Annotated in this window: 28 protein-coding genes; 11 read left to right on the forward strand and 17 right to left on the reverse strand. The window is 60.8% G+C overall.

All coding sequences use genetic code 11. The features are described 5' to 3' along the window. Positions 1–17: 17 nt before the first annotated feature. From PAQ31011_RS14935 to PAQ31011_RS14950, 4 genes are all read right to left on the reverse strand, one after another. Positions 18–1,253 (reverse strand): porin, encoded by a 1,236-nt coding sequence (locus tag PAQ31011_RS14935; RefSeq protein ID WP_150576591.1) that lies wholly within the window; start codon positions 1,251–1,253, stop codon positions 18–20. A gap of 212 nt (positions 1,254–1,465) precedes the next feature. Beyond that, a complete protein-coding gene (locus tag PAQ31011_RS14940; RefSeq protein ID WP_150576592.1) occupies positions 1,466–2,425 on the reverse strand; it encodes a glycerophosphodiester phosphodiesterase family protein in 960 nt (319 codons plus the stop codon). Positions 2,426–2,479: 54 nt separating this feature from the next. Next, positions 2,480–3,238 (reverse strand): DeoR/GlpR family DNA-binding transcription regulator, encoded by a 759-nt coding sequence (locus tag PAQ31011_RS14945; RefSeq protein WP_150576593.1) that lies wholly within the window; start codon positions 3,236–3,238, stop codon positions 2,480–2,482. Between the two features lie 103 nt (positions 3,239–3,341). Continuing rightward, the gene (locus tag PAQ31011_RS14950) at positions 3,342–3,836 is read right to left on the reverse strand and encodes an Lrp/AsnC family transcriptional regulator (RefSeq protein ID WP_150576594.1); all 495 of its coding nucleotides are present in this window, start codon (positions 3,834–3,836) and stop codon (positions 3,342–3,344) included. Between the two features lie 158 nt (positions 3,837–3,994). Between PAQ31011_RS14950 and glmS the strand changes: the two genes are divergently transcribed. Continuing rightward, entirely contained in the window at positions 3,995–5,824 is a 1,830-nt protein-coding gene (gene glmS, locus PAQ31011_RS14955) for a glutamine--fructose-6-phosphate transaminase (isomerizing) (RefSeq protein WP_150576595.1), read from the forward strand. A gap of 76 nt (positions 5,825–5,900) precedes the next feature. Here the strand turns inward: glmS and PAQ31011_RS14960 are convergent, their stop codons facing one another. Together PAQ31011_RS14960 and PAQ31011_RS14965 are read right to left on the reverse strand one after the other, a co-directional pair. Beyond that, complete coding sequence (locus tag PAQ31011_RS14960; RefSeq protein WP_150576596.1) at positions 5,901–6,281, reverse strand: hypothetical protein; 381 nt, start codon at positions 6,279–6,281, stop codon at positions 5,901–5,903. Between the two features lie 340 nt (positions 6,282–6,621). After that, positions 6,622–7,026 (reverse strand): hypothetical protein, encoded by a 405-nt coding sequence (locus tag PAQ31011_RS14965; RefSeq protein ID WP_150576597.1) that lies wholly within the window; start codon positions 7,024–7,026, stop codon positions 6,622–6,624. 276 nt (positions 7,027–7,302) lie between these two features. On the opposite strand from PAQ31011_RS14965, the gene PAQ31011_RS14970 reads away from it, so the two are divergent. Next, positions 7,303–7,671: an EF-hand domain-containing protein gene (locus PAQ31011_RS14970; RefSeq protein WP_174990132.1), complete on the forward strand. Its 369-nt coding sequence runs from the start codon at positions 7,303–7,305 to the stop codon at positions 7,669–7,671. 122 nt (positions 7,672–7,793) lie between these two features. Here PAQ31011_RS14970 and PAQ31011_RS14975 read toward each other — a convergent pair whose 3' ends face one another. The 9 genes from PAQ31011_RS14975 to PAQ31011_RS15015 form a co-directional block, all read right to left on the reverse strand. After that, positions 7,794–8,198 carry a hypothetical protein gene (locus PAQ31011_RS14975; protein WP_150576599.1) on the reverse strand — a complete coding sequence of 135 codons (405 nt, stop codon included), beginning with the start codon at positions 8,196–8,198 and terminating at the stop codon, positions 7,794–7,796. A 158-nt stretch (positions 8,199–8,356) separates the two neighbouring features. Further along, positions 8,357–8,737: a hypothetical protein gene (locus PAQ31011_RS14980; RefSeq protein ID WP_150576600.1), complete on the reverse strand. Its 381-nt coding sequence runs from the start codon at positions 8,735–8,737 to the stop codon at positions 8,357–8,359. Positions 8,738–8,975: 238 nt separating this feature from the next. Beyond that, entirely contained in the window at positions 8,976–9,347 is a 372-nt protein-coding gene (locus PAQ31011_RS14985) for an IPT/TIG domain-containing protein (protein ID WP_174990133.1), read from the reverse strand. 116 nt (positions 9,348–9,463) lie between these two features. After that, on the reverse strand, positions 9,464–9,838 hold the full coding sequence (locus PAQ31011_RS14990; RefSeq protein WP_150576602.1) for an IPT/TIG domain-containing protein: 375 nt from the start codon (positions 9,836–9,838) through the stop codon (positions 9,464–9,466). A gap of 78 nt (positions 9,839–9,916) precedes the next feature. Then, positions 9,917–10,339: a hypothetical protein gene (locus PAQ31011_RS14995; protein WP_150576603.1), complete on the reverse strand. Its 423-nt coding sequence runs from the start codon at positions 10,337–10,339 to the stop codon at positions 9,917–9,919. A gap of 515 nt (positions 10,340–10,854) precedes the next feature. Beyond that, positions 10,855–11,196 carry an IPT/TIG domain-containing protein gene (locus PAQ31011_RS15000; protein ID WP_150576604.1) on the reverse strand — a complete coding sequence of 114 codons (342 nt, stop codon included), beginning with the start codon at positions 11,194–11,196 and terminating at the stop codon, positions 10,855–10,857. A gap of 34 nt (positions 11,197–11,230) precedes the next feature. After that, a complete protein-coding gene (locus tag PAQ31011_RS15005) occupies positions 11,231–11,584 on the reverse strand; it encodes an IPT/TIG domain-containing protein (RefSeq protein WP_150576605.1) in 354 nt (117 codons plus the stop codon). Between the two features lie 206 nt (positions 11,585–11,790). Then, entirely contained in the window at positions 11,791–13,209 is a 1,419-nt protein-coding gene (locus PAQ31011_RS15010) for an MFS transporter (protein ID WP_150576606.1), read from the reverse strand. Between the two features lie 6 nt (positions 13,210–13,215). Further along, on the reverse strand, positions 13,216–13,869 hold the full coding sequence (locus PAQ31011_RS15015; protein WP_150576607.1) for a DsbA family oxidoreductase: 654 nt from the start codon (positions 13,867–13,869) through the stop codon (positions 13,216–13,218). 270 nt (positions 13,870–14,139) lie between these two features. Between PAQ31011_RS15015 and PAQ31011_RS15020 the strand changes: the two genes are divergently transcribed. The 4 genes from PAQ31011_RS15020 (at position 14,140) to PAQ31011_RS15035 (ending at position 17,476) form a co-directional block, all read left to right on the forward strand. Continuing rightward, complete coding sequence (locus PAQ31011_RS15020) at positions 14,140–14,652, forward strand: cupin domain-containing protein (RefSeq protein ID WP_150576608.1); 513 nt, start codon at positions 14,140–14,142, stop codon at positions 14,650–14,652. 138 nt (positions 14,653–14,790) lie between these two features. Beyond that, positions 14,791–15,417, forward strand: coding sequence for a flavin reductase family protein (locus PAQ31011_RS15025; protein ID WP_150576609.1), 627 nt, complete (start codon positions 14,791–14,793; stop codon positions 15,415–15,417). Positions 15,418–15,461: 44 nt separating this feature from the next. Continuing rightward, positions 15,462–15,758 (forward strand): hypothetical protein, encoded by a 297-nt coding sequence (locus tag PAQ31011_RS15030; RefSeq protein WP_150576610.1) that lies wholly within the window; start codon positions 15,462–15,464, stop codon positions 15,756–15,758. A gap of 152 nt (positions 15,759–15,910) precedes the next feature. After that, a complete protein-coding gene (locus PAQ31011_RS15035) occupies positions 15,911–17,476 on the forward strand; it encodes a complex I subunit 4 family protein (protein ID WP_150576611.1) in 1,566 nt (521 codons plus the stop codon). 69 nt (positions 17,477–17,545) lie between these two features. Here the strand turns inward: PAQ31011_RS15035 and PAQ31011_RS15040 are convergent, their stop codons facing one another. Beyond that, the gene (locus PAQ31011_RS15040) at positions 17,546–18,265 is read right to left on the reverse strand and encodes a hypothetical protein (RefSeq protein WP_150576612.1); all 720 of its coding nucleotides are present in this window, start codon (positions 18,263–18,265) and stop codon (positions 17,546–17,548) included. 310 nt (positions 18,266–18,575) lie between these two features. Between PAQ31011_RS15040 and PAQ31011_RS15045 the strand changes: the two genes are divergently transcribed. The 3 genes from PAQ31011_RS15045 to PAQ31011_RS15055 are packed head-to-tail and all read left to right on the forward strand — an operon-like array spanning position 18,576 to position 21,559. Beyond that, positions 18,576–19,823, forward strand: a complete 1,248-nt coding sequence (locus PAQ31011_RS15045; RefSeq protein WP_150576613.1) for an ABC transporter substrate-binding protein — start codon at positions 18,576–18,578, stop codon at positions 19,821–19,823. Between the two features lie 15 nt (positions 19,824–19,838). Further along, complete coding sequence (locus PAQ31011_RS15050) at positions 19,839–20,711, forward strand: carbohydrate ABC transporter permease (RefSeq protein ID WP_150576614.1); 873 nt, start codon at positions 19,839–19,841, stop codon at positions 20,709–20,711. After that, positions 20,708–21,559 (forward strand): carbohydrate ABC transporter permease, encoded by an 852-nt coding sequence (locus PAQ31011_RS15055; RefSeq protein ID WP_150576615.1) that lies wholly within the window; start codon positions 20,708–20,710, stop codon positions 21,557–21,559. The genes PAQ31011_RS15050 and PAQ31011_RS15055 overlap by 4 nt, the downstream gene beginning before the upstream one ends. Before the next feature lie 18 nt (positions 21,560–21,577). On the opposite strand, the gene PAQ31011_RS15060 is transcribed toward PAQ31011_RS15055, so the two are convergent. Continuing rightward, positions 21,578–22,618 carry a LacI family DNA-binding transcriptional regulator gene (locus tag PAQ31011_RS15060; RefSeq protein WP_150576616.1) on the reverse strand — a complete coding sequence of 347 codons (1,041 nt, stop codon included), beginning with the start codon at positions 22,616–22,618 and terminating at the stop codon, positions 21,578–21,580. Positions 22,619–22,683: 65 nt separating this feature from the next. Between PAQ31011_RS15060 and PAQ31011_RS15065 the strand changes: the two genes are divergently transcribed. Next, positions 22,684–23,667 carry a phosphatidylinositol-specific phospholipase C gene (locus PAQ31011_RS15065; RefSeq protein ID WP_174990134.1) on the forward strand — a complete coding sequence of 328 codons (984 nt, stop codon included), beginning with the start codon at positions 22,684–22,686 and terminating at the stop codon, positions 23,665–23,667. A gap of 119 nt (positions 23,668–23,786) precedes the next feature. Next, complete coding sequence (locus PAQ31011_RS15070; protein ID WP_150576617.1) at positions 23,787–24,581, forward strand: inositol monophosphatase family protein; 795 nt, start codon at positions 23,787–23,789, stop codon at positions 24,579–24,581. Positions 24,582–24,678: the final 97 nt, after the last annotated feature.

Here is a 24,678-nt window from a genome sequence, read left to right on the forward strand (position 1 = left end):
TCCCAACATTCCCCGCGTTAGAACACGTGGCTAACACCCAGTCGCACCACCGTCTGCGAGTTGGTCGCCGACGACATGCCGTTCGCGGCATCGCCGACCGAGGCCGTCGCGTCGATCACGTTGCCGAAGACGTCGAGCGTGCTGCCCGAAGCCTTCTGGTAGCCCGCGAGCGCATACAACTCCGTACGTTTGGACAGGTTGTAGAAGGCCGCCAGGTTGAACTGGTGGTATTTCGCGCCTGAAACGTTGGCCGCCGGTGCGTTCACCTTCGTGAAGCTGTAGCCGCCACCGGCGCGGAACGCGTTCGTGAAGCGATACATCCCCAGCACGCCAACCGTGTCGAACTTCGCCGTGCGCGTGAAGCGCGAATACGTGCCTGCCGAGTATTCCGTGTGGCTGTAGTTCGCGCCTAGCGTGGCGTCGCCGATCTGGTAGGTCATCGACGTGGCGATCACGTCGCGCGCCTTGGCGCTGGCATAGCCCGCATTGATCGACGATGCAAAAGCCGACTCGGACGAGCCTGCCCAACTGCCGATGGTCGTGTCCATCGCGCTGGCTTTGTCGTTGTTGGCGTGCGAGAAGCCGACGCCCCACGTGAGCGGCCCGTTGGCGTACTGTCCGGCGAGGCCCCACGTGTTCTGACGTCCCATCGTGCCGGGTTGGCCGCCGAAGCCGTACATCGCGCCGAACGTGAAGCCACCCCACGTCGGCGAGCGGTACTTCACGCTGTTGTTCACGCGCGAGCTGTGGTCGAGGTTGTCGACGTCGCCCGGGTGTGCGGCCACGCCAGAGAGCAGCGCGGTGCCGCCGACGGAGCCAACCAGATCGATCAGCGGATCGTACTGACGGCCGAGTGTGACGGTGCCGTAAGCCTTGTCCTGCAAGCCGACATACGCATGACGGCCGAACTCTGCGCCGCCCTGACTGGCGGTGCCGTTACCGAGGTTGAAGCCGTTCTCGAGACGGAACAGCGCCTTCAGGCCACCGCCGAGGTCTTCCGAGCCTTGCATGCCCCAGCGGCTGCCTTGCCACGTGCCGCTCTGGAACGCGTAGTTCGACGCGCCGGTCATGGTGGCCGGGCGGCCCGCCGCACCTGCGCGGGTGACGCTGGCGACATTGCTGGCGTAGCCGACGCCGCCGTCGACAATACCGTAAAGCGTGATGTTGGACTGCGCGTGCGCGAGTGTCGCGGCACCGCAGCCGATAACCAGTGCGACCGCACGGGCGAGGGGCGAGTGGACGAAAACCTTCATGGCGTGTTTCCTGAGCGAGGTGTGGCTAATGGGTGATGCGCGTCCCGGTGTAAATTCCCGGGATTTCGCGTCACGTGAGAAATTTGGAGTCCTAAAGATATGAAAAACAACTCCCCGAAAACTTGAAGCTTAGGTTTAGCGGGAAGTCGGGACGCACGTCCTACATCGACGCGCGTCCCGGGTGATACGTTGCTTTGGTGTTGGTGCGCGTACTACTTGGCCGCGTCTTTCCCCTGATTGGCCAGCGCCGAACGCAAGCGCGCCGGGGAATCGGTCATCACGGCATCGAAACCCAGTTGCGACGCGGCTTCGAAGTCTTGCGGCGTCTCAACCCCGAAGGCGACGAGATGCACGTCGCCGCGCGACTTGAAGCACTGCACGGCGGCCGGCGTCCACCAGTTGGCGACGATCTTCGACACGCCTTCGCCGAGCGTGAAACGCTCTACCACTTCCACCTGACGATGGAATTCGATGCCGGCCCACGTGCCCGGGGCGGGCGGCGTAGCGCACTGGCCTGCAAGTGCCGCGGCAACCAGACGGTTACGCGTAGCGTCGCGCGATTCAAAGAGCTGCGCTTGCGGACGACGCGCACGCATGCGGTCCGTCGCCTCCGCTTCCGTCGAGTACAGACGCACGCGCGACCAGGCGTTCGTGTCGTCAAGCACCTTGATGACGGCTTCGACCAGCGGCGCGGCGGGCGTCTGCTTCATGTCGAGCAGCACCGGCACGTTGGCGGGCACGGCGGCCAGCGCTTCGCGCAGTGTGGGGATCGGCAGCGGGTGGTCGCGGAAGGGGTAGGCGGTCTGGCCGTTGGCGTTCTTACGCGAGAAGGCGTAGCCAGCGTTGAGCTTCTTCACGTCGGCGTAATCGAGATCGGCAAGCTTGCCGCGACCGTCCGTGAGTGCCGAGACATCGGCCGGACGGTACATCACGGGGACGCCGTCGCGCGTGACCTGCACCGTCATCCAGAGTGCATCGGCACCGTTTTGCAGCGCGTTGGTAAAGGCTTGCACGGTGTTCTCAGGCGTATCGCCCGTGCCGCCGCGATGCGCGACGATCAACGGGGCGGCGCTGGCGGCGGACGACGCGAGCGTACCGAAGACGCAGGCGAAGGCAGCCACGCTAACGGCAGCGAGGCGGACGGTTGAGGCACGAAGCGAGGCGGATGACATGGTGTGCGGTCTCAGGCTAAGGCGATGGTGTCGGATAGGGGCGAGGCGTTCGGATCAGACGACGAGAATCTCGGGCGAATCTCCCGAGGTGCGTTGACTCAGCGGGTCGGGCAGCGGGGCGTCGGTAATGACGAGGTCCTGCTCGACGAGTTGCCCACCGCGCACGCTGGGCTTGCGGGTGAATTTGTACGCGTCCGCGACGAGAATTCGATACCGGCTGGCGTCGCGCAGAGCTTCACGCGAGGCCGCTTCTTGTCGGTCGTAATCGAGCAGCGTGCCGTCGTCGTCGATGCCGCCCACGCTATACACGCCGACGTCTGCGCGATAGGCGCGAAACAGCCGGTCGGCTTCGTCGCCGAGGATCTCGGGATTGGGCGAGCGCAGTTCGCCGCCGGGGACGATCACGCGATGTTCCGGATTGCTCGCCAGCACCAGCGCGGCGCGCAGGTTGTTCGTGATGACGCACAGACGCTTGCGATGCACGAGCGCGACGGCCACTTGTTCCGGTGTGGTGCCGATGCCGAGCAGCACGGTCGCGCCGTCGGGAATGCGTTCAGCCGCCGCGTGACCGATGCGCAGCTTGCCTTCGAGATTGCGCACGCGGCGCACTTCGTACGGCTGGTTGGCACCGGGCGTCATCAGACGCGCGCCGCCGTGATAGCGGCGCAGCACATTCGCGTCGCACAGCGCGTTCACGTCGCGACGAATCGTCTGCGTCGCCACGCTGAAATGCTCGGCGAGGGCATCGACACTCATTTCGCCATGCTGGCGGAAGAGGGCGACGATGCGGGTCTGGCGTTCTGAAAGGTCCATCAGGCGGTCGTGATGCGCACATTCGTTCTGGAATGGGCGCCACTTTGACAGCCGACAGTGACATTCAAATGACGGTGTTGAATGTTCAAATGAACATTTTCATCTACCGGGAAGTGTTCGGATGAGCGACGACGACGGGCGCATTCGCTTCGAACTTCGCTCGGCGCGTCGAAAAGAAGGTGCGTACGTTGCGAATGTTTGCCGAGCTTTTGAAGAGCCGTCGGGCGAGTTCGTCGTAAGCGGCCATGTCCTGTACTTCTGCGATGACGACGAAGTCCGGCCCCGGCGAGACGCGGTAACACTGCGTCACTGACGGCTCGTTGCAGATGTAGGTCTCGAAGGTGTCGTAATCCTCGGCGGCTTGCCGGTCGAGGCTCACTTCGACGACAGCGGTCAGCGTCGGGCCGAGCTTCGAGGCGTCGACGACGGCGATCTGGCGCGCGATGACACCCGCCTCCCGCAGCGCGCGAACGCGTCGCAGGCAGGTCGGGGCGGAAGCGTGCACCCGTCGCGACAGTTCCAGGTTCGAGATCGAGGCGTCCAATTGCAGTGCGCCGAGGATTCGCAAGTCCAGATCGTCGAGCGTGAGGCTTGTCATGGGATTCTTGTGGGATTTGGGTGGTATGAAATTAAATTTCATTAATACATGATTATGAATTTTAATTTCACGAAATAAATAAAATTGACAATTAATTTCAATGCGCCAACTCTACCATCGCTTCACTGGCTGGCAACGAATCATTTCGGAGAAGCGTTATGTGTGGAATCATCGGCGCGGTGGCGCAGCGGGACATCGTTCCCAATCTGGTCGACGGCCTGAAGCGGCTGGAGTATCGCGGGTATGACTCGTGCGGCGTCGCGCTGTACCACGAGCGGACGCTGGTCCGTGCGCGCAGTGTCGAGCGCGTGGCGAATCTTCAGGAGGAAGTGAGTCGTCTCGGATTGGCGGGATACACGGGTATTGCTCACACCCGTTGGGCGACGCATGGCAAGCCGGTCACGGACAACGCGCATCCGCACTTCTCGCCGAATGCCGAGACGCCGCGCATCGCGCTCTCGCACAACGGCATCATCGAGAACCACGAGGAACTGCACTCGGAGCTTGAGGCGCAAGGCTATGTTTTCGCAAGCCAGACCGACAGCGAAGTCATCGCGCATCTGATCGATCATCTGTACGACGGCGACCTGTTCGAAGCGGTGAAGGCAGCCGCTGGCCGGTTGCGTGGCAGCTACGCGATTGCGGTGATCTGTCGCGACGAGCCGCATCGTCTCGTCGGTGCACGCGACGGCATGCCGCTGATTCTCGGGGTGGGCGAGGGGGAGAACTTCATTGCTTCGGATGCGATTGCGCTTGCCAACGTCACCGATCAGATCGTGTATCTGGAAAACGGCGATGTGGCGGACGTGCAACTGCATCGTTACTGGGTGGTGGATGCGCAAGGACAGCGCGTCGAGCGTGCGGTGAACCGCGTGGCGGCGCACAGCGGTGCGGCGGATCTTGGGCCGTATCGCTATTACATGCAGAAGGAGATCTTCGAGCAGCCGCGTGCGGTGGCCGATACGTTGCTGGACGTCACGTCGATCATGCCGGAGTTGTTCGGCGATAACGCGTGGCGTGTGTTCAACGCGGTGGACTCGGTGTTGTTGCTCGCTTGCGGCGGCAGCTATCACGCGGCGCTCACGGCGAAGTACTGGATCGAGAGTCTCGCGCAGGTGCCGGTGAATGTGGAGATCGCGAGCGAGTACCGCTATCGCGACAGCGTGGCGAATCCGAAGACGCTCGTCGTTGCGGTGTCGCAGAGCGGCGAGACGGCGGACGTGCTGGGCGCGGTCCACGTCGCCAAGCAGCGCGGAATGTTGCACACGCTGGCGATTTGCAATGTGGCGACGAGTGCGCTGGCACGCGAGTGTGCGCTGACGTTCTTCACGCGCGCCGGCGTGGAGATCGGCGTGGCATCGACGAAGGCGTTCACGACGCAACTGGTGTCGCTGTTCATTCTGGCGCTGACGCTGGCGCAAAGTCGCAACCGGTTATCGGACGAGGACGAACAGCAGCACTTGAAGGCGCTACGTCACCTGCCCGATGCGATTGCCAAGGTGCTTGCATTGGAGCCGCAAATCATCGCGTGGGCGGAGCAACTGACGAGACGTCAGGACATCCTTTTCCTCGGACGCGGCTTGCACTTCCCGGTAGCGATGGAAGGGGCGCTGAAGATGAAGGAGATTTCGTACATCCACGCGGAAGCGTATCCGGCGGGGGAGTTGAAGCACGGACCGCTGGCCCTGGTGAGCGACGAGATGCCGGTGGTAGCGGTCGCACCGAACGATCGTCTGCTGGAAAAGCTGAAGTCGAACATGCACGAAGTGAGCGCGCGCAACGGCAAGCTCTACGTCTTTGCCGATAGCGATTGCGGGTTAGTGCCAGGACCGGATATCGAAGTGATTCGACTGACCGAACACTACGGTCTGCTGTCCCCGATTCTCCACACCATCCCTATGCAACTGCTGGCGTATCACGCCGCTGTCGCACGCGGGACGGATGTGGATAAACCGAGAAATCTGGCGAAGTCGGTGACGGTGGAGTAGGGCGCCGACAGGCAGCTTGCCGACACCTATGGAGAGAGTTTCCACCATGTCCTGACTCTTAGCGCCCATGAAGCATTTATTGGCCAGTTCTGGGAAGGAGGAACTCGTTCGAGTTGTCGGTGTCGCTCACGAGAAACGTATCACCGGCTAGGGAGCGTGACGATCCGGAATGGAAGCTCGTTGGACTCGTACCTAAGGCTGTAGGCTTAGCAGTGACCTCTTTTCCGTCGGCGATCAAATGGACGTGTGCCACACCGGGCGTGGTGCCCGCTATCGAATATTGGCAATCGAGGCAACTGTCACTGAGCAAGGTGACGATGCTCGCCGGAATCCTCTTGGATGCAGCGTCGATGACGTAGACCTCTGAGACGCTTGCTAATCCGTCTCCCATAATTCTGATCGTGCATTTGCCCTGATCGTCGGGGTCGGTGGATGCTGCTCGATAGATTTCTGCCATGATGTGTCTCCATGAATGATCGAACGGCATGTAAGGAAGGCTTAGCGTCACTTCAATCTATACGGCCGACGATTCGCGCGCACCTGTCAACGTTTACAGGTCACCAGAAATGTGAAAGCCCCGCGCTCGGCGGGGCTTTTCGCTTCAGGTGAATCAGTTCTTCGTATTTCAAATCTTCTGCGAGGTTTCGTGGAAGGCCGATGCAATTGCTCGCATATCACGCCGCTGTCGCACGTGGGACGGATGTGGATAAGCCGAGAAATCTGGCGAAGTCGGTGACGGTGGAGTAGGGGCAGTACGCAGGCGTAGCCTTGGTCTAGTCAACTGTTGCCTGATCGCTTCATCCTCGACTGCTTTGCGCCGAATTCGAACGCACCGAAAACTCATTGCCATACTCGGTATATTCGTTAAGGTTTCCGAATCGCAATGTAGCGGAGCGGCCGTAATCCACGGGTTGGTCCTCCGCGGAACGGCTCGTTGACTGAGGCGGATTCTTGACGGGCGAGGCCTCTTCGTCGCCAATGACGACGTAAGCCCGTGCCAACCCCGCTTGAGTGAATTTCGAGCATGCACAACTAATCGTTCCGTCGTCGACAACGGTAAAACTGGTCACAGGAATCTTCGTAGATGCTGCATCAACGAAGTACACCTCGGAGGCTCCCGAAAATCCCGACCCCCAGATCTCAAATTCCCCACCTTCCCTGCAGGTGGCCTTGACAACAGCGACTTTCGTAATGGTTGCCATATGTATCTCCGTTTGGAGTGATGTGAAGTGGCGCTGGGCTTTGCGGTGAAAGACAGTTACTTCAATCTAGGCAATTGGAAAGATGTCCGCACCTGTTAACCCTGACAGGTACGAAAGCAGGGCGGTGCAATTAGTTGTGCGAGAGCGGTCGTTCGCTTTCCTGAGATGGTGCGTTGAGAGAATCACGGGAATTTCTCACAGACGGCGTGCTATATTTTTCGCAGTGCTCTCTAACCAGCTTGGCATCTAGAAGATGCGAAATCCGAGGGAATATCCGTGACTGCCGCTAATCCTCTGTCCACGCTGCTCAGCACCGCCTTTACCAAATTCGACCTGAACAAGGACGGGAAGCTGGATGCCTCCGAGTTTTCCTCCTTCTACGAAATCCTGAAGCCGGGCATTGCCGTCGACAAAGGCGGTAATCCGACGATCAGCGAGCAGGATTATTTCGCGCGGATGGATCACAACGGCGACGGTGGCGTTACCCGCGACGAGATGTTGTCGACGGGCGTGCTTATGCCTGCCGATATGACCAACAACGGCTCTGTCGAAGCGCTCCTCGCCTTTCTTCAAAAGCAAGTCACGTCCAGCGCGGCACGGGCCGCGGCACTTCTGGCGGCGGACGACCCCACGCCCCGCGCCTAATTTCTGCTGACCTGTCTATGGGTATGGTTGGATGTTAAAGCGGCATCACGACCCTCACTCAGACGCTGGCGTAGGTGCCGACAGGTAGCTACGCCGCCTCAATAGAGAGTTTCCGTCAGGTCTTAGTCGATCTTGAAGTCCGGAGTGCCGGGATTGGGAAGAAGGAACTCGTTCGTGTTGTCGGTGCTGCTCACGAAAAATGACGCACCGGCGGCGGAGCGTGTCGATCCGAATTGGGATGCCTTTTGAGTCAGGTCAGAGGCTTGAGGCGTAGCGGTAAACGTGGCCTCTTTCCCGTCTGCGATCAAATGGATCTGAGCCGTTCCGGGGGTAGCACCTGCCATCGGATATTGGCAATCGAGGCAACTGTCGCTGTGCAAGGTGACGATGCTCGCCGGAATCTTCTTGGATGCAGCGTCGATGACGTAGGCCTGCGAGACGTTTGTTAATCCGTCTCCCACAATTCTGATCGTGCATTTACCCTGATCATTGGCATCGGTGGATGCTGCTTGATAGATTTTTGCCATGTCTTTTCTCCGTGGATCGATTCGCTTGGATTGCCGTGCCGGGCGCTGAAGTTACGGTCGATTCATTGGGGGAAGCACCATTCGATTGCGACGTGCGCTTTGTCCGGACGAATGGCCGACAGAAGGTGCCTGCCGACCTGCCGTGTGTTGGGGCATGCCTAGTACCCTTGAGCGACAGAAAACTCATTGCCGTATTCGGTGTATTGGGTGACGTTCAAGAATCGAACATCCAAAACGCGTCTTGCCGTCCTATCTCCTGCAGGACTACTTGTTGCTCGCGGAGGATTCTTGACAGGCGAAGCCTCTTCGTTGTCAACAATTACATAACCTCGTGCTGGCCCACTTTGGGAGAAGGGAGGGCACGAACAATCGATTTGCTCGTCGCTGACTACGGTAAAGTTGCTTGCAGGGATTTTCTTTGAAGCGGCATCGATAAAGTAGACCTCAGATGCCCCCGTAAATCCCGATCCCTGAATCTCGAATTCCCCACCTTCTTTGCAGTTGGCCTTGATAACGCCGATCCATTTAATGGATGCCATGATGTTTCTCCATGAGTGATCGAACTGCATGTAAGGAAGACTTAGCGACACTTCAATCTATACGGCCGACGATTCGCGCGCACCTGTAAACGTCTACAGGTCACCAGAAATGTGAAAGCCCCGCGCTCGGCGGGGCTTTTCGCTTCAGGGGGCAATTCTTCGTACTTGAAATCGGTGCACCCCAACTCGGGGCGCCGTATTGGACGCTCGGTGTGCTGCGCCGAACTGATCGGCGCTTTCACATGACCTCAAACTCATTACCGTACTTGGTAAATTGACCAAAGTTTGTGAGTCCAGAGGTCATCTCGGGGGACATCGCAAGTTCTTCCGTAGCACGAACTGATTCCGGCGGTGGAGTGATAACAGGTACGGCTTCTTCGCTTCCGATGACGACGTGACCTCGTGCTATCCCCTCTTGAGAGAACGGCGGACACAAACAATTGATCTGTCCGTCGTTAACAACGGTGAACTTGCTCGCCGGGATTTTCTTTGACGCGGCATCGACGAAGTACACCTGAGATGCTCCCGTAAATCCCGAACCAAAAATGTTGATTTCTCCGTCTTTGTAGCAGGAGGCTTTGATAACACTGATCCGACTAATGCTTGCCATGATGTGTCTCCATGAATGATTGAACGGAATATGAAGGAGCCTGTGCGCCAAGCACCGCATCCAATCCGGATGCGCATCAACCAGAAATAACGCTTCCGTCATCGTGAACTGCGTGATCAGTACCCATCGCTGACATTAAACTCATTGCCATACTCGGTTTGCAGGCCGACGTTTACGCATCCGGCTTCGCCGATCAACTGTTGCTGTGGTATTGCTCTGCTTTGTGCTTGCGGCGAATTCTTGACGGGGGTGGCTTCTTGGTTGCCGACGACAACATAACCTCTTGCAGGCCCAACTTTAGAGAAGGGCGGGCACGAACATTCAATCGTCTCGTCGCTGACGACAGTGAACTGGCTCGCTGGAATTTTCTTCGATGCGGCATCGACGAAGTACACCTGCGATGCTCCAGTAAATCCCGACCCCAGAATCGCGAATTCCCCACCGTCTTTGCAGGTGGCCTTGATAACGCCAATCCATTTGATGCTTGCCATGATGTACCTCGTCCTGTGACGTTACCAATTGCGCTTGAAGTGGCGTGGGAAGCCAAATGGCGACAGAACATATGCGGTTCAGCTTGATACGCACACGCTTCCGCCGCCGGGCAAAAAGCCGGGCGGTAGCACCTCAAACTCGTTGGTGTAATTTTTCTCCAGAAAGCTGTTCACGAAGCGGGATCCACTAAACGAATCGCTGGAATCTACCGATCGCCCGGTCGCTGACGCCGACGGAGGCGGGGCAGCGGTGAACGTCGAGTCGGCGCCGTTCACCGTGACGAAAACCTTTGCCAGTCCGCTTTCGCTGAAGACAGGGCAAACACAGGTGACGATCTGGTCGCTGACGACGTTGAAGCTAACGGCACTGAATGTCTTTCCTGCCGGATCGATAAAGTGAACCTTGGTCGCGTTCTTGAAACCCGATCCAAAAATTTCAAGCTCACCTTCGGATGTGCGAGTGACCGCTTTCGTGATGTCGGTACGAAGAACGCTTGCCATGATTCGCCTCACGTAGAGAGTCTGTATACGCAAATTTGGACGAGCCGACCTCGAACTCATGGACGAATTCAAAGGTGTCCGCGTCGTTTGAGTAACCCCCTTCAATAAGTCGGTTGGTAATGATCGGTGCATACAACTTTGGAACGCGCTTTGCTGGAACCGCATTGGTTTCAACCTTTGCCGTTCCTTTTCCTGGTGCCGGATCTTCACTGAATGTTACGAAGACGCGTGCACGGAATTCCGCCGCCATCGCCGACACGGATCAGACCGCAGTAACCCATATCTGAAATGGTTGCCGTCTCACACCTCGCAAATTTTTGAAATGCCGCAGGGAAATTCGCATCTGCCATGACCGGTGTCTTCAATTTAGGCAGTGGCGCGGATCGACGCCCCTGTAAACGTTGACAGGTGGCAAGGTAACGAGAGAGTCCCGCGTTTGGCGAGGCTTTGCTTGACGGGGTGATATGCCGCGGGCGGTTCAAGCAGATTTTCTCGGTCGTTTGTCGCGGTAGAAGCTAGAACTTCTTCATCGAGAAGTTCTGATCGCCCACGTAAAGCTCATTCACGTCCCCGCTTTGACTTTGCATGCCCAAACCGGACATCACCCTTTGCGCAGCAGTGGCGAACTCGCCGACCGTGACGTTCACCCTTGCGGGTCCGACGGCGGAAAATGCCGGGCAAATCCCGGTGATCTTTGTGTCGCTCACAACGGTGTAACGGGTTGCCGGAATTGCTTTTGACGCTGCGTCGACGAAGTAGACACGCACCGCTTTCGCGAGACCCACGCCGGTGATCGTGAATTCTCCACCACCATTCTGGTCGACCAGGCCGACGGTGACACTAGCAATAGTTGCCATGAGGTACCTCGCTTAAGGACAGGCCGCCGTCAGTTCAAACCAAACCGCTGGGTGACACCGCTACAACGAAGAATTCATTGACGTATTCGAGTTTGTACGGGGAAAGCTGGTTAATACCAGCAGCCGTGCCGCTTGCCACTTTCGCCGGCGTGGCGTCGTCGCCGACCGCGACGTTGATCGTGACGGGGCCTTCACGGGGAAACGCCGGACAGATGCCCGTAATCCTGGAATCACTCTCGACCTTGAAGCTACTCGCTGGAATTTTCAGATCGGCTTCGTCGAGAAAAAAGACTTCCACCGTCTTTGAGAATCCGGTGCCGGTGATCGTGAATGGCATGCCGCCTGCGCGACTTAGCTGACTTGCGTCGACATTGGTCATGTTGGGCATAACTTCACCTTGCTGAAGTTCTAGTTGGCGAGCGAAGGATGGTTTAGGGGCCGTGTGCGCATTACTCGACCATCCGTTGCTCTCGCATGTCGTTTTCACTCTAGGACGAGAACTTACCGAATACACCTGTCAACCCTGACAGGTCGCCAGAAACGACAAAGCCCCGCACTTGGCGGGGCTTTGCTTTGCGACGCGGGCAAACGAAATCAGTGCGCGCGCTTTCCTACCAGTCGTAAGCCGCTCGCCAGACATCCGGCCGCAGAGAACGCCGCACCCCACGCCAGCGCCCACGTTGAACCGTGCGTGCCGAACAGGCCCAGCGCCAACGCGACAAGGGCAGCGCCCGTCGCCTGACCGAGCAGACGCGACGTCCCGACCATGCCGCTCGCACCGCCACTGCGCTCCGGCGGCGCGCTGTGCATAAATGCCTTCAGGTTCGGCGATTGGAAGAAGCCGAAGCCCAACCCGCACAACGCCATGCGCCAGCCGATATCCCACAACTGCGCGTGCTCCGGCATGATCGCCAGCAACGCCATGCCGGCGCTCAGCATCGCCAGGCCGATCGCGCCCAGTGCGCCCGGCGGATACTTGTCCGACAGACGCCCAGCCACCGGCGCAATCGCCGCGACGAAGAACGGCCACGGTGTCATCAGGAAACCGGTCTCGATGGGACTGCGATGCAGCACGTTCTCGAAGTAGAAGGGCAGCGATACCAATCCCAACCCTTGCGTCGCGAACGCACAGATAGCAGTGAGCGTCGACAACGCAAACGCAGGCAGACGCATCAGATCCACAGGCAACATCGGCGCGCGATGGCCGCGCTCGCGTCGGATCAACGCCCATCCGAAGACCAGCGCGCCAACGAAGCAGGCCAGCGTCAGATGCCAGTCAGCCTGCTGCGCACTCTGGCTCAGCGCAAAGATCAACAGCGAGAACGTCAGCACATTGAGCAGCGCCGCGATCATGTCCGGCTTGTGCTCGCTGCGCGGCGTGTCAGGCAGGTTGCGACGCGAGAAAGCCAGCGCCAGCAACGCCGTCGGCACGTTGATCAGGAACAGCCACGGCCAGCTTGCGAATGCCAGCACCAGTGACGCCACCGTCGGCCCGATCGCAAACGAGATGCCGACGATCAATGCATTCAGCCCAACGCCGCGCCCTAACTGCGCCGCCGGGTACAGGAAGCGAATCAGCGCGATGTTCACGCTCATGACCGCCGCTGCACCCACGCCTTGTAGCACGCGTGCGCCCGCCAGAAAGCCGAGCGACGGCGAAAGCGCGCACAGCAGCGACGCCGCGAGAAACACCGCGACGCCCCACATGAACACGCGCTTGTGGCCGACACGCTCACCCAGCGATGCGAAGGGCAACAGCGTGGCGACCATCGCCAATTGGTAGGCATTGACGATCCAGACCGAGGCGGAGGGCGTCGTGTTCAGATCGAGCGCCATCTGCGGCAGGGCCGTGTTGGCGATGGCGGTATCGAGACTGGCGAGCGAGACGGCGAGCAGAATCGCCGTCATGGCGAGCCCGCGTCCGGTGGCGGGCGGCTCGTGCAATTGCGCCGCGGCAGGGGCGGGCGGCGCGCTTACCGTCGACGTGTCGGCGGTCGGAGGCAGCGACGACATGACGGATCAGCCCTCGGCCAGAATCTGACGGATGGCTTGCTCGAACACTTCCGGCGGCTGACCGCCACTCACGAGATGTCGGTTATTGAAGATGATCGCAGGCACCGAGCTGATGCCGAGATTCTGATAGTGACGCTCCAGCGCGCGCACCTGATCGGCGTACTCGTCCGTCGACAAAATCTCACGCGCGCGTGCCGCATCGAGACCGGCCTGTTGCACGGCGTCGACGAGCACTTCGGGATCGCTCGTGCGCTTGCCGTCGACGAAGTACGCGCGGAACAGCGCTTCCTTGAGGGCGAGCTGCTTGTCGTTGCCCACGGTCTGCGCCCAGTGCAGCAGACGATGCGCGTCGAACGTGTTGTAAGCGTGCGTGCGCAGATCCATGCGCATCGGGAAGCCTTCGGCGGCAGCCCGTGCGCTGATGTTCGCGCGATTCTGTGCCATCTGCTCCGGCGACAACCCGTACTTGCGCGACATATAGTCGGCGAGCGGCACGCCCTCGACCGGCATGTCGGGGTTCAGTTCGAAGGGGCTGAAGTGCAGGTCGGCGTCGACCTCGTCGCCCAGACGGGCGAGTGCTGTCTTCAACGAGGCAAGGCCGATGGCGCACCACGGGCAGGCGACGTCGGAGACAAAGTCAATCTTGAGAGTGGCAGGCATGATCTGACGGCGCCAAAGCGGCGCGTGCAATGAAAAACGCGTCGCCTTGCGCGACGCAACATGGCAATCGTCGCACAAATCGGTAAATCTCGCCGATTCCCACGCTGCCATGTCCGGAACCCTTTATCGACGCGAGTTTTGGGCTAAGGTGACGCAATCGCGTGTCCCGATGAGTGTTTTGACGGGCGGAATAATTGTTTCGCCTGATGAATCGCCCTCGTGCTTGCCTGCGCTGACTCACCCCCCCGACTGACTTAAATGGAGTCCGATATGCCGTCTGCTGCCGATCTCGTCGCCTCGCTGAGCCTCTTGCCGCATCCCGAGGGCGGGCATTACCGCGAGACGTATCGCGCCGCCGGGACGGTGGCTGCCGACGCACTGCCCGGTGGCTTCTCCGGTCCACGCAGCATTTCCACCGCGATTCTCTATTTGCTCGAAGCGAACGACTTCTCCGCGTTCCATCGCATTCGCAGCGACGAGGTCTGGCACTTCCATCTGGGCGGCACGCTGTGGATTCACGAAATCGATCCGTCCGGCAAGCTCACGACGACGTGCCTCGGACACGATGTCGCAAACGGCGAACAGTTGCAGCACGTCGTGCCCGCTGGCCACTGGTTCGCCGCGCAACCCGCACCGTCGACAAGTTATTCTCTGGTCGGATGCACCGTCGCGCCGGGCTTCGCCTTCGAGGATTTCGAGATGGCCGACCCGGCGGCGCTCGCCGCGCAGTGGCCTGCGCATGGCGAACTGATTGCGCGTCTGGGACGCGGTGTGTCCGAGTGATCTCCGGAGAGAAGCGGATAAAGGGGGCGAGAGGAGGGTGGAAGCGAGTAGAGGCGGCCGCCCGACGCAAGTGCGCAGAGTGCGATAGCATCGACGCAATCCCGCAACATTGTTGACGACTTACCCCCTTTCACCACCATGTCCCATCCCGACGACGTTCATTTCTACGACCCGGCCAAAGGCCACGGCCTGTCCCACGACCCGTTCAAGGCGATTGTCGCGCCGCGCGTGATCGGCTGGATTTCGAGCCGCGATGCGCAAGGTGGCGTCAATCTCGCGCCGTACAGCTTCTTCGGTGCCTTCGCTTCGTTCCCGGCCATCATCGGGTTTTGCAGCGAGGGCTACAAAGACTCCATCGCGAACATCGAAGCCACGCGCGAGTTCGTCTGGAATCTGACGAGCAAGTCGCTGGTCGAGCAAATGAACCGGACGTCGGCCCCCGTACCGCATGAAGTCGACGAATTCGAACTGGCTGGCCTGACCAAAGCGCCCGGCGTGAATGTGGACGTGCCACACGTGGCGGAGTCGCCCGCATCGCTCGAATGCAAGCTGCTGCAAATCGTGCGCATGCATGATCTGGACGGCAAGCCGATGAACAACTGGCTTGCGCTAGGGCAGGTGGTCGGCGTGCACATTCGTCGCGAGTTCTTGCGTGAGGATGGCCTCTTCGACACGGCAAAAGCGCATCCGGTGATGCGCGCGGGCTATCTCGGCGATTACGCTGAGATCGGTCCGATGTTCGACCTGCGTCGTCCGAAGGCCTGAGCGACGTTTCTCCGCAGTAACGCACGCGCGATATCTCCCCGCGCGTGCGCTTCATCCTCCATCTCGCGTTGCATCTCGCAATACGCGCCGACACGGCGAACCCCATCGCCACGCGCCGCACTGTCTTCAAATTCCACAATGCGTTATTGACGAAATCGGCGCGCGCATCGATTGACTTTGTCATGCGCGTGCGCATCCGGGCTGCGGCCCATTGTCGCGCGGTGTTCTCGTCGACGCGACAATCGCCGACCGGACGGTCGGACGAGGTGTTCGCAATCATTTGTAAAATTTGCTGCGGTGCAAAATTTATTTCGGACGCGTATGCTTGCCACCTTCGTTGACGCCCCCGCGCCCGGCGTCCCCTCCCGCAGGCATTGAAAAGCCTTGATTTGTGCGTTTCGCTCTCGCGATACGCGCGGGGTAGGTTCGTCCCTGGCGCCGTCAACGGAGCGCATTTGCGCTCGTTTTTTGTTGCGGCACACCAGGACCCCCAATGTTTCCCATCCTGTCCCTTCTGATCTGGCTTCCCATCGTGGCTGGCGCGCTCGTCATGCTGCTCGGCCAGGATCGATTCCCCAATACCGTTCGCTGGGCGTCGCTCGTCGCCGCCGTGATTTCGGCCGCGCCGCTCGTGCCGCTCGTGCGTGGTTTCCGGACCAGTGTTTCCAGTTTGCAATTCGTCGAGCGCTTCCGCTGGATCGAGTCCTTCGACGCTTCGTGGCACGTGGGCATCGACGGCATCTCTTTGTGGCTCGTGGCGCTGACCGGCGTGACGACGATCATCGTCGTGCTGGCGTCGTGGCGCGCCGTGACCACGCGCATGAGTTCGTATTTCGGTAGCTTCCTCGTGCTCTCCGGCCTGATGCAGGGCGTGTTCACGGCGCAGGACGGCATGTTGTTCTTCGTCTTCTTCGAAGCCACGCTGCTGCCGCTGTACTTGCTGATCGGCGTCTATGGCAGAGCCAACAGCACACGCGCGGCAGTGAAGTTCTTCTTCTTTTCGCTGACCGGCTCGCTGATGATGCTGGTCTCGATGCTCTATCTGTACATGCAGACGCAGAGCTTCGACATCTCACGCTGGCAGACGCTGCATCTGCCGCTCGCGGTGCAGGTCATGTTGTTCATCGGCTTTCTCGGGGCGTTCTCCGTCAAGGTGCCGATGTGGCCGGTCCACACGTGGTTGCCCGAAGTGCACCTTGATGGCCCGACCGGCGCGGCGGTCATGCTCGGCATGCTGAAGCTCGGCGGTTACGGGCTGCTGCGATTTAACCTGCCGTTGCTGCCGGACGCGAGCCATTTCCTCGCGCCGCTGATGGTGGTGCTCTCGCTGATCGCGGTGATTTACGCAAGTCTGGTGGCGCTGGTGCAGACCGATCTGCGCAAGCTGCTGGCGTATTCGGCGGTCGCCCACATGGGGCTGGTAACGCTCGGTCTGTTCCTCTTCTCCGAGATGGGTACCGACGGCGCGGTCATGCAGATGATTTCGTACGGCATCGTCTCGGGTGCGATGCTGCTGTGCACGGGCATGTTGTACGACCGAACCGGTAGCTCGTCCATCGACGCCTATGGTGGTGTGGCCGCCACGATGCCGCGCTTTGCGACCTTCGCAATGCTGTTCTCGATGGCGAACGTGGGTATGCCGGGCACGTCGGGCTTCGTCGGCGAGTTTCTCGTGCTGATGGGCGCGATCAAGGCGAACTTCTGGATCGGCGCGCTCGCATCGCTCACGCTGGTGCTGAGCGCGGCTTACACGCTATGGATGTACAAGCGCGTGATCTTCGGTCGTGTGGGCAACGCCCGCGTGGCATCGCTCAAGGACGTGAGCCGTCGCGAATTCGCGCTGCTCGGCGCGATGGCCGTGATGGTACTGGGCATCGGCCTCGATCCGAAGCCGCTGACCGATGGCATCGATGCCACAGCGATTCAGGTCGTGCAGGACATCGAAAATCACCGTCTGCCTGCGGGCGATCCCGGCAGCAGCGAGATGGCAGGGCGTCGTCATGGTGATGCTGCCGGACACGCGGATGTGGTGGTGAAGGGCACGCGTCCGGATGCGTAATCCGTCGTAACTCAAAAAAATGGGCGCTGTGATGCGCCCATTTTTATTTGCCGCGGATGAAACGGCGAATCACCGTTTGCTGCAAACCGCATCGCTGACCGCTGAAGCGACCGATTTGCCATTCAGCGCGACATCCCATTTGTCGGCCACGCCGCCGTCGAAATTCAGTTGATAAAGCGTGCCGTAACCTCGCTCGCAATCCGCCGACGCAATGACGACTTCGTTGTAATCGAAATTGTTATCGCGAAGATTGTCGAAGCGCGAGAGCATCGACACCGACGGCTTGCCCTTGAACGCGCGTTTGCGTGCCGTATCGTTCTTCAGATAGACCTTGTTGCCGGAATCCTTGACCGACGCGATAAATTCCCACGCGTCCTTCTTCTCGGCCAGCGAGATCTGCCCCGTCTCGTTGTCCCAGCTCAGGCAGGCCATCGTGCCGATATTGTCGGCCACCGTCGGGCCGAATCGCACGAACTGGTCCTTGCTCACGTACTGGCCTTCCATGCCGTTGTAGTACACGAATCCATAGCCTTTGCGGCACGCTTCGAGCAACACCACGGCCTGACCGTAGTCGTACGTATTGTTGGTCTTATTCTTCTTCTGATACAGGTACTTGTAGCCGTTGTTTTTCTTGCCGTCGACATTGGTCATCGAACCGCTACCGCGCTTTCCCTGCCAGAGGGACTTCGACGTTTCCGCCACCGTGATCCAGTCACCCACATCTTCAGCATGTGCCGCCTGCAACATCACCACGCCGGCAAGCATGCCCAGCACTACTTTCACCAACATATAATTTTTCTCCTCGACTTCTGACTTCCAAGGCGTACCGCTGCCTATCCCCGTGTGTGCCCTGAGATCGTGCATCTGGTCTTCGATCGTTGAAGGCGCGACGTCAATGCTCAATTTTTCGGGGCATGAAATCTTTCATCGGCACCTGCGTCGGAAACTTTAGCGAGTCAGGGCGTTCGGCTTGCCACAATTCTTTAACGATCCCTCGCCAGAATGACGGTCATGCCATGCAAGTGGCATTTTTCAGTGATGAGTTTGCACACGTGTGCAAGCGAAGCTCGATGCCATCGTCAACCCAGTGAGAGATCGCATGAAACTGTCTATCCGTCTGCGTGCCTTGTCGGCCGCTGTTGCCGCCGCCGTTGGCCTGTTCGTCGTGGCGACGAGCGTGAGCGCGGCCGATCTCGTGATCGCCGGGCGTGACGATATCTACGGCAAGGGCCTCGCCGAGGCCGTTGCGGGCTTCAAGAAGACGCATCCGTCCGCTGATATCGAACTGCTGAAGCTGCCGAACGCGAACCTGTATCAGAAGCTCAAGCTGTCGATGCGCGAGGGCACAGGTGCCTACGATCTGGTGATGATGGACGACACGTGGTCGCCCGAATTCATGGGCAACGGCTGGCTCAAGCCGCTGCCTGCGACGCTGGTCGACGCCGACATGGTCGCATCGACCGTGGCGCTAGGCCGTGCGCCGAACGGCAATCTGTACGCGCTGCCGGTCGTCGGTAACGTCGAGATGTTTGCGTACCGTCGCGATCTGCTTGCCAAGCACAAGTTGCAAGCGCCGCGCACCTGGGACGACGTACTGAAGATCGCTCAGACGACCGGCACCGACGCTAGCGTGTCCGGCGTGGTGTTTCGCGGCACGAAGGGCAATCCCGTCGTGACGGGGTTCCTGCCGATTCTGTGGGCGTACGGCGGCGACGTGATCGACGCGAACGGAAAGGCCGCCATCGATTCGCCGCAAGCGCTCGCCGCACTGAAGATGTTCGTCGCGCTCAAGGCGCATGCGCCGAAGGACGTCGCGGTCTACGGCGCGGCCGAAGTGCGCGATGCCTTGCAGAAGGGCGCAGCGGCGCAAGCCATCGAAGTGTGGCCGGCGTGGGTGCCTGCGCTGGACGATCCGAAGCAGTCGCGTGTGGTTGGCGAGGTCGCGTTGCAGGCACCGCCGGGACAGGTCAAGGGGCCGGCACCGATGCTCGGCATCTGGCAGATGGCCATTCCGAAGGACGCGCAGCACGCCGCGCTCGCACAGGAATTCCTGGCGTATCTAACGTCGCGCGATACGCAGACGCGTCTGGCCGTCATGGGCATTCCGCCCACGCGCAAGAGCGTCTTCGAAGATCCCGCGCTCGTGAAGCAATTCCGCTGGTATCCGGATCAGTTGAAGGCGCTTGAGGCCGGGCGTGCGCGTCCGCGTGTAAAGAACTGGGAGCAGATCGAGAGCTTGCTGGGCGACGCCCTGCAACTCGTGATTACGGGCCAACTGACGCCGGAAGCTGCGCTGCGTCAGGCATCGCAGAAGATCGCGCCGGTGCTGACGACCGCAGCCAACTAACGTCCCGACGATTCCATGCGTGCTGCACGTCGCTGGTGGCCCCTGATCTGGCTGGTGGGGCCGGCATTCCTCGTTATCGCGGTGCTGGCGCTGTATCCGGTATTGCAGGTGCTGTTCGATTCCTTCTTCCACGTCGACTACGCGACGGGGCACCGGGCGTTCGCCGGGCTGAAGAACTATCGGACGGTGCTTGCCGACGACAACTTCACGGCTAGCTTCTTCAACACGGTGCACTTCACGATCGTGGCGTCGGTGTGTGAGGTGGTGCTTGGCGCTGCGCTGGCGTTGTTGTTCTCCCGTGCGTTTCGCGGGCGGCGCTTCGTCATGCCGCTGTTGATTCTGCCGATGATGCTCTCCACGCTGGTGTGCTCGGCGATCTGGCGCAACTGGTTGAATTTCAGCGGGTTCCTGAATGCGTTGCTCGCGAAGTTCGGCCTGCCGGGCGTGCAGTGGTTGTCCGATCCGGGGCTGGCGATCTGGTCGCTGATCTTGGTGGACGTCTGGCAATGGACGCCCATGGCGTTCCTGATCGTGCTCGCGGGCATCCAGTCCATCGATCCGGAGTTGTTCGAGGCGGCACGCACGGACGGTGCCAGCGAGTGGCAATGCCTGCGCGACATCACGCTGCCGCTGCTCGTGCCGCAGTTCGTGCTGGCCATGCTGCTGCGCTCGATCGACACGTTCAAGCTGTTCGACAAGGTCTACGCGCTCACCGGTGGCGGACCGGGCAATGCGACGCAGACATTGTCGACGTACGTCTACGACACCGGCTTTCGCTTTTTCAGTGTGGGGCCCGCGAGTGCGGCGTCGGTGCTGATGTTGCTCGTCGCGTCCGTGCTCGTCTCGGTCAACGTCTGGATGTCGATTCGCAAGCCGGGGGCGCGATGAGTAGCGCGACATCGTCTCTCGCGTTCCATCGGTCGGGGCAGCTAACGTTGCTCTGGACGTTGCGTATCACTGCGCTGGCGCTATTGCTGCTGCCGTGCGTGTGGATGCTAGGTGTAGCCTTCACGCCGACACTGGAGCGTCTCGATCATCCGCTGGCGCTGTGGCCGCAGACGCCGACCTTGCAGCACTTCCAGACCGTATGGGAGAGCGGTATCGGGCGTCAGGTGCTCAATTCCCTGCTGGTGAGTTGCGGCACGACGCTGCTGTCGCTGACGTTGGCGTTTCCGGCGGCTTACGCGCTCGTGCGTCTGCGTTTCCCGGCGCGATTGGATGTGGTTTTCCTGATGCTGGTGCTGGCGGTCAAGCTGATGCCGCCGATCACCGTCGCCGTGCCGTTGTTTTCGCTGGCGAAGACGTTGCATCTGCTCGACTCGGAAGTTGGGCTGATGCTGGCCTATCAGGTGTACACGCTGCCGCTGTCGATCTGGATGCTGCTGTCGTTCGTGCGCGAGATTCCCGTCGATTACGACGAAGCGGCGTGCATCGATGGCGCAGGGCTGTTTCGTCGGCTGGTCGACATCATGTTGCCGCTGTGTGCGCCGGGATTGGTGGCGACGGCGATCTTCGTGCTGATTGCCGCGTGGAACGAGTTTCTGCTTGCGCTGCTGTTCGTCTCGTCGCCGAGCAAGTTCACGTTGCCGCTCGCGGTGGCGGGCTACGTCACGGAGAACGGCATCGATTGGGGCGATCTGATGAGCGTGGGCATGATCGCGTCGCTGCCGACGTTGGCCGTCGCGGGATACGTGCAGCGGTATTTGCTGCACGGGTTTTCCGGCGGGCTGAAGTGACCGGCGAGGTTGGGGGCGTCAGGCGCAGGTTTTACGCACGACGCTCGTGACCGGGACGATGCGCGTTCGCGAGACACCCGAGAACGCGTTCATGCGGTCGATGAGCAGTTCGATGGCGGTATCTGCCAGCGCATGCGTGTCCTGCACGATGGTCGTGAGTTGGTAGTTATCGTAATTCGCGGCGGGAATATCGTCGAAGCCGACGACGCGGAGGTCCTCTGGCACGCGCATGCCGAAATGCTGGCGGGCCGTGTCGATGAAGCCGAGCGCGAGCAGATCGGACGAGCAGAACACGCCATCGGGGCGCGGCGCTTGCCGGTCGTGCGTGGCGAGCAGGGCGTGCGCGGCAGCGACGCCGCATTCGTAAGTGTCACCGGGGGTGCTGTGGGTTTCGACCGGGTGTGTGAGCGTCGCACCTTCCTTGACGATGTGTTGTATCGCGCGAAGGAAGCCGGCGCAGCGAGCTTTGCCGTTGTAGCTGGGTTTGGTCGGGCCGACGAAGGCGAGGCGTGTCGCACCGGCGTCGATCAGGAGCCGGGCGGCGAGTGTGGCGCCTGCGGCGTTGTCGCTCACTGCCACGTCTGCACCGGGCAGGTTCGACGCGCGGTTGATCATCACCACGGGAATCTCGCCTTCGAGGTACTGGCGGGCGAGTCCGAGCGGTGGAGAGGCCGACGTCATGATGATGCCGCCGATCCGGTAGCTCAGCAGCATGTCGAGCGACTGCTGGATTTGCACGGGATCTTCCGCGTTCACCACGATGGGGGTGAGTTTGTGACGACCGAGAGCGGCAATGATCTGCGAGAGGAGTTTCGCGCGGAACGGGTTTTCGAAGCCGGCGGTGACAACGCCGACCATGCTGCTGCGCTGCATGATCATCTCGCGGGCGATCAGGTTGACCTGATAGCCGAGCGAGCGTGCGGCTTCCATAACGCGCTCCCGGGTCTCCGGGGCGATGCTGGCGGTCGGCGAGAACGCGCGCGAGACGGCGGAGCGCGACACACCCGCGCGGCGGGCGACGTCGGCGGCGGTGACCCAGGACGTTTGTTTCTTCGGCATGGCGTGACGAGTAGGGGGACGCAAAGCTTGCTTCGCGCAGCGTGCACGACGAAAAGGGCAAGAAGATGACGAACGAACAAGATGCAACGGTAACACGTGCCACGCCGGCCGCCTGGATGACGGATCTGCGTGACGACATCCCGCTTAACGGCCTCACGTTGCCCGGCAGTCATGACACGTGCGCCTACACCGTGGACGACGCGCTCGCCCGGACGCAGCGCGCGAGTCTGGCGGTCCAACTGGCGCGCGGCGTGCGGGTGCTCGATATTCGCTGCCGTCACGAAGACGATGTGTTTCACATCAATCATCAACGCATTGCGTTGGGGCTGATGTTCGACGACGTCATCGCGACCTGTGCGGCGTTTTTCGTGCGTCATCCGGGCGAATGCATCGTGATGTCGGTGAAGGACGAATGCGGCGATCGGCACTGTACGCGCAGTTTCGCGCAGACCTTTGCGTCGTACGTCGAGCAGTACGCGGCGCATGTCCGTTGGTATCTGGGCGACACGATTCCACGTCTGGGCGACGTGCGTGGGGCGATTGTGTTGTGGCGGCGCTTTGCCCATGCGTCGACGGCGATTGCGCCAATGGGCATCGATCTCACGGCGTGGCCGGACAACGCGACGTTTGACATCGAGCGCGCCGGTGCGGGGTTCACGATTCAGGATGAATACCGTGTGCCGGTGGAGGCGTCCATCGATTTCAAATGGCAGAGGATCGATGCACTGCTGGCTCGCACAGGGGCGCTTGCGGCGCAGCGCTGGGTAGTCAACTTTTGCAGCGGCACCGGGATGGGCGCGAATCCGTACCGCGTCGCATGGGGCGGTGGCGGGCCCGATCAACGCGGCATCAACGACATGCTGAGCGCGCGGCTGACCACGTTTGATGGGCCGTGCGGCACGATGATGCTCGATTTCTGCGAACACGCGGATTGGGCGCTGGTGCGCGAGCTGGTGGCGCGAAACGCGCGGTGGTGCGGCGGTCTGGCCGACGACCGCGATGTCGACGACGGCGACGATGGCGAATCTCCGCGTTCTCTGGAGGCGTGATGCGCCGTCTTGATGCTCCCGCATTGATGCCCCCGCATTGATGCCCCATTACGCACGTTTGGGTTTCGCTTTATCCCCCGGGCGGCTGTCGCCGCCGTTTTTCATCAGGAATTCGTTCCATGCATCCCATGCTTAATGTCGCGATCCATGCTGCGCTCGGCGCGGCACAGATCATCCATCGCGCCTCGGGCGATCTCAACCGGCTCACCGTCAGCAAGAAGCAGCACAACGATTTCGTGACGGAAGTGGACAAAGCGTCCGAGGCGGCGATCATCGACATGCTTCGGCGAGCCTATCCGGATCATGCGATTCTGGCGGAAGAGTCGGGGCGTGAGGCGAGCAGTTCCGACTTCGAGTGGATCATCGACCCGCTGGACGGCACGACGAACTTTATCCACGGCTTTCCGTACTACTGCGTGTCGATTGCGCTGGCGTATCGGGGCGAGGTGGTTCAGGCGGTGGTCTACGACCCGAACGCGAACGAGCTGTTCACGGCGACGCGCGGCGGCGGGGCGTTTCTGAATGAGCGTCCGATCCGTGTGGGCGAGCGGGCGGAACTGGCCGACGGACTGATCGGCACCGGCTTCCCGTTCCGGGAGACGGACGATGTCGAGACGTACACGCGCCTGTTTATTGAGATGAGCGGTGCCTGTGCGGGGCTGCGACGCCCGGGGGCATGTGCACTGGATCTCGCGAACGTCGCCGCCGGTCGGCTCGACGGCTTTTTCGAGCAGGGCGTGAACGCGTGGGACATGGCCGCCGGGAGTCTTCTGATCACGGAAGCGGGTGGCCGAGTGGGCGATTACGCGGGTGGAGGCGATTTCCTGCGTCTCGGCGAGATCGTCGCCGGAAACCCGGCGGTGTATGCGCAGATGTTGCCGAAGCTGGCGGGGTATAGCCGGATGGTGCAGTGATTGAGGGCGGGGCGGGCGAGTGACGGGGCAGCCGGCGAGGTAAGCTACGCTGGTGCTTGCACCGTATCTTTCGTGTTCCGTCCAATTCAACCGGGCC

This window comes from Pandoraea aquatica, assembly GCF_902459565.1.
GTDB classification, from domain to species: Bacteria; Pseudomonadota; Gammaproteobacteria; order Burkholderiales; family Burkholderiaceae; genus Pandoraea; species Pandoraea aquatica.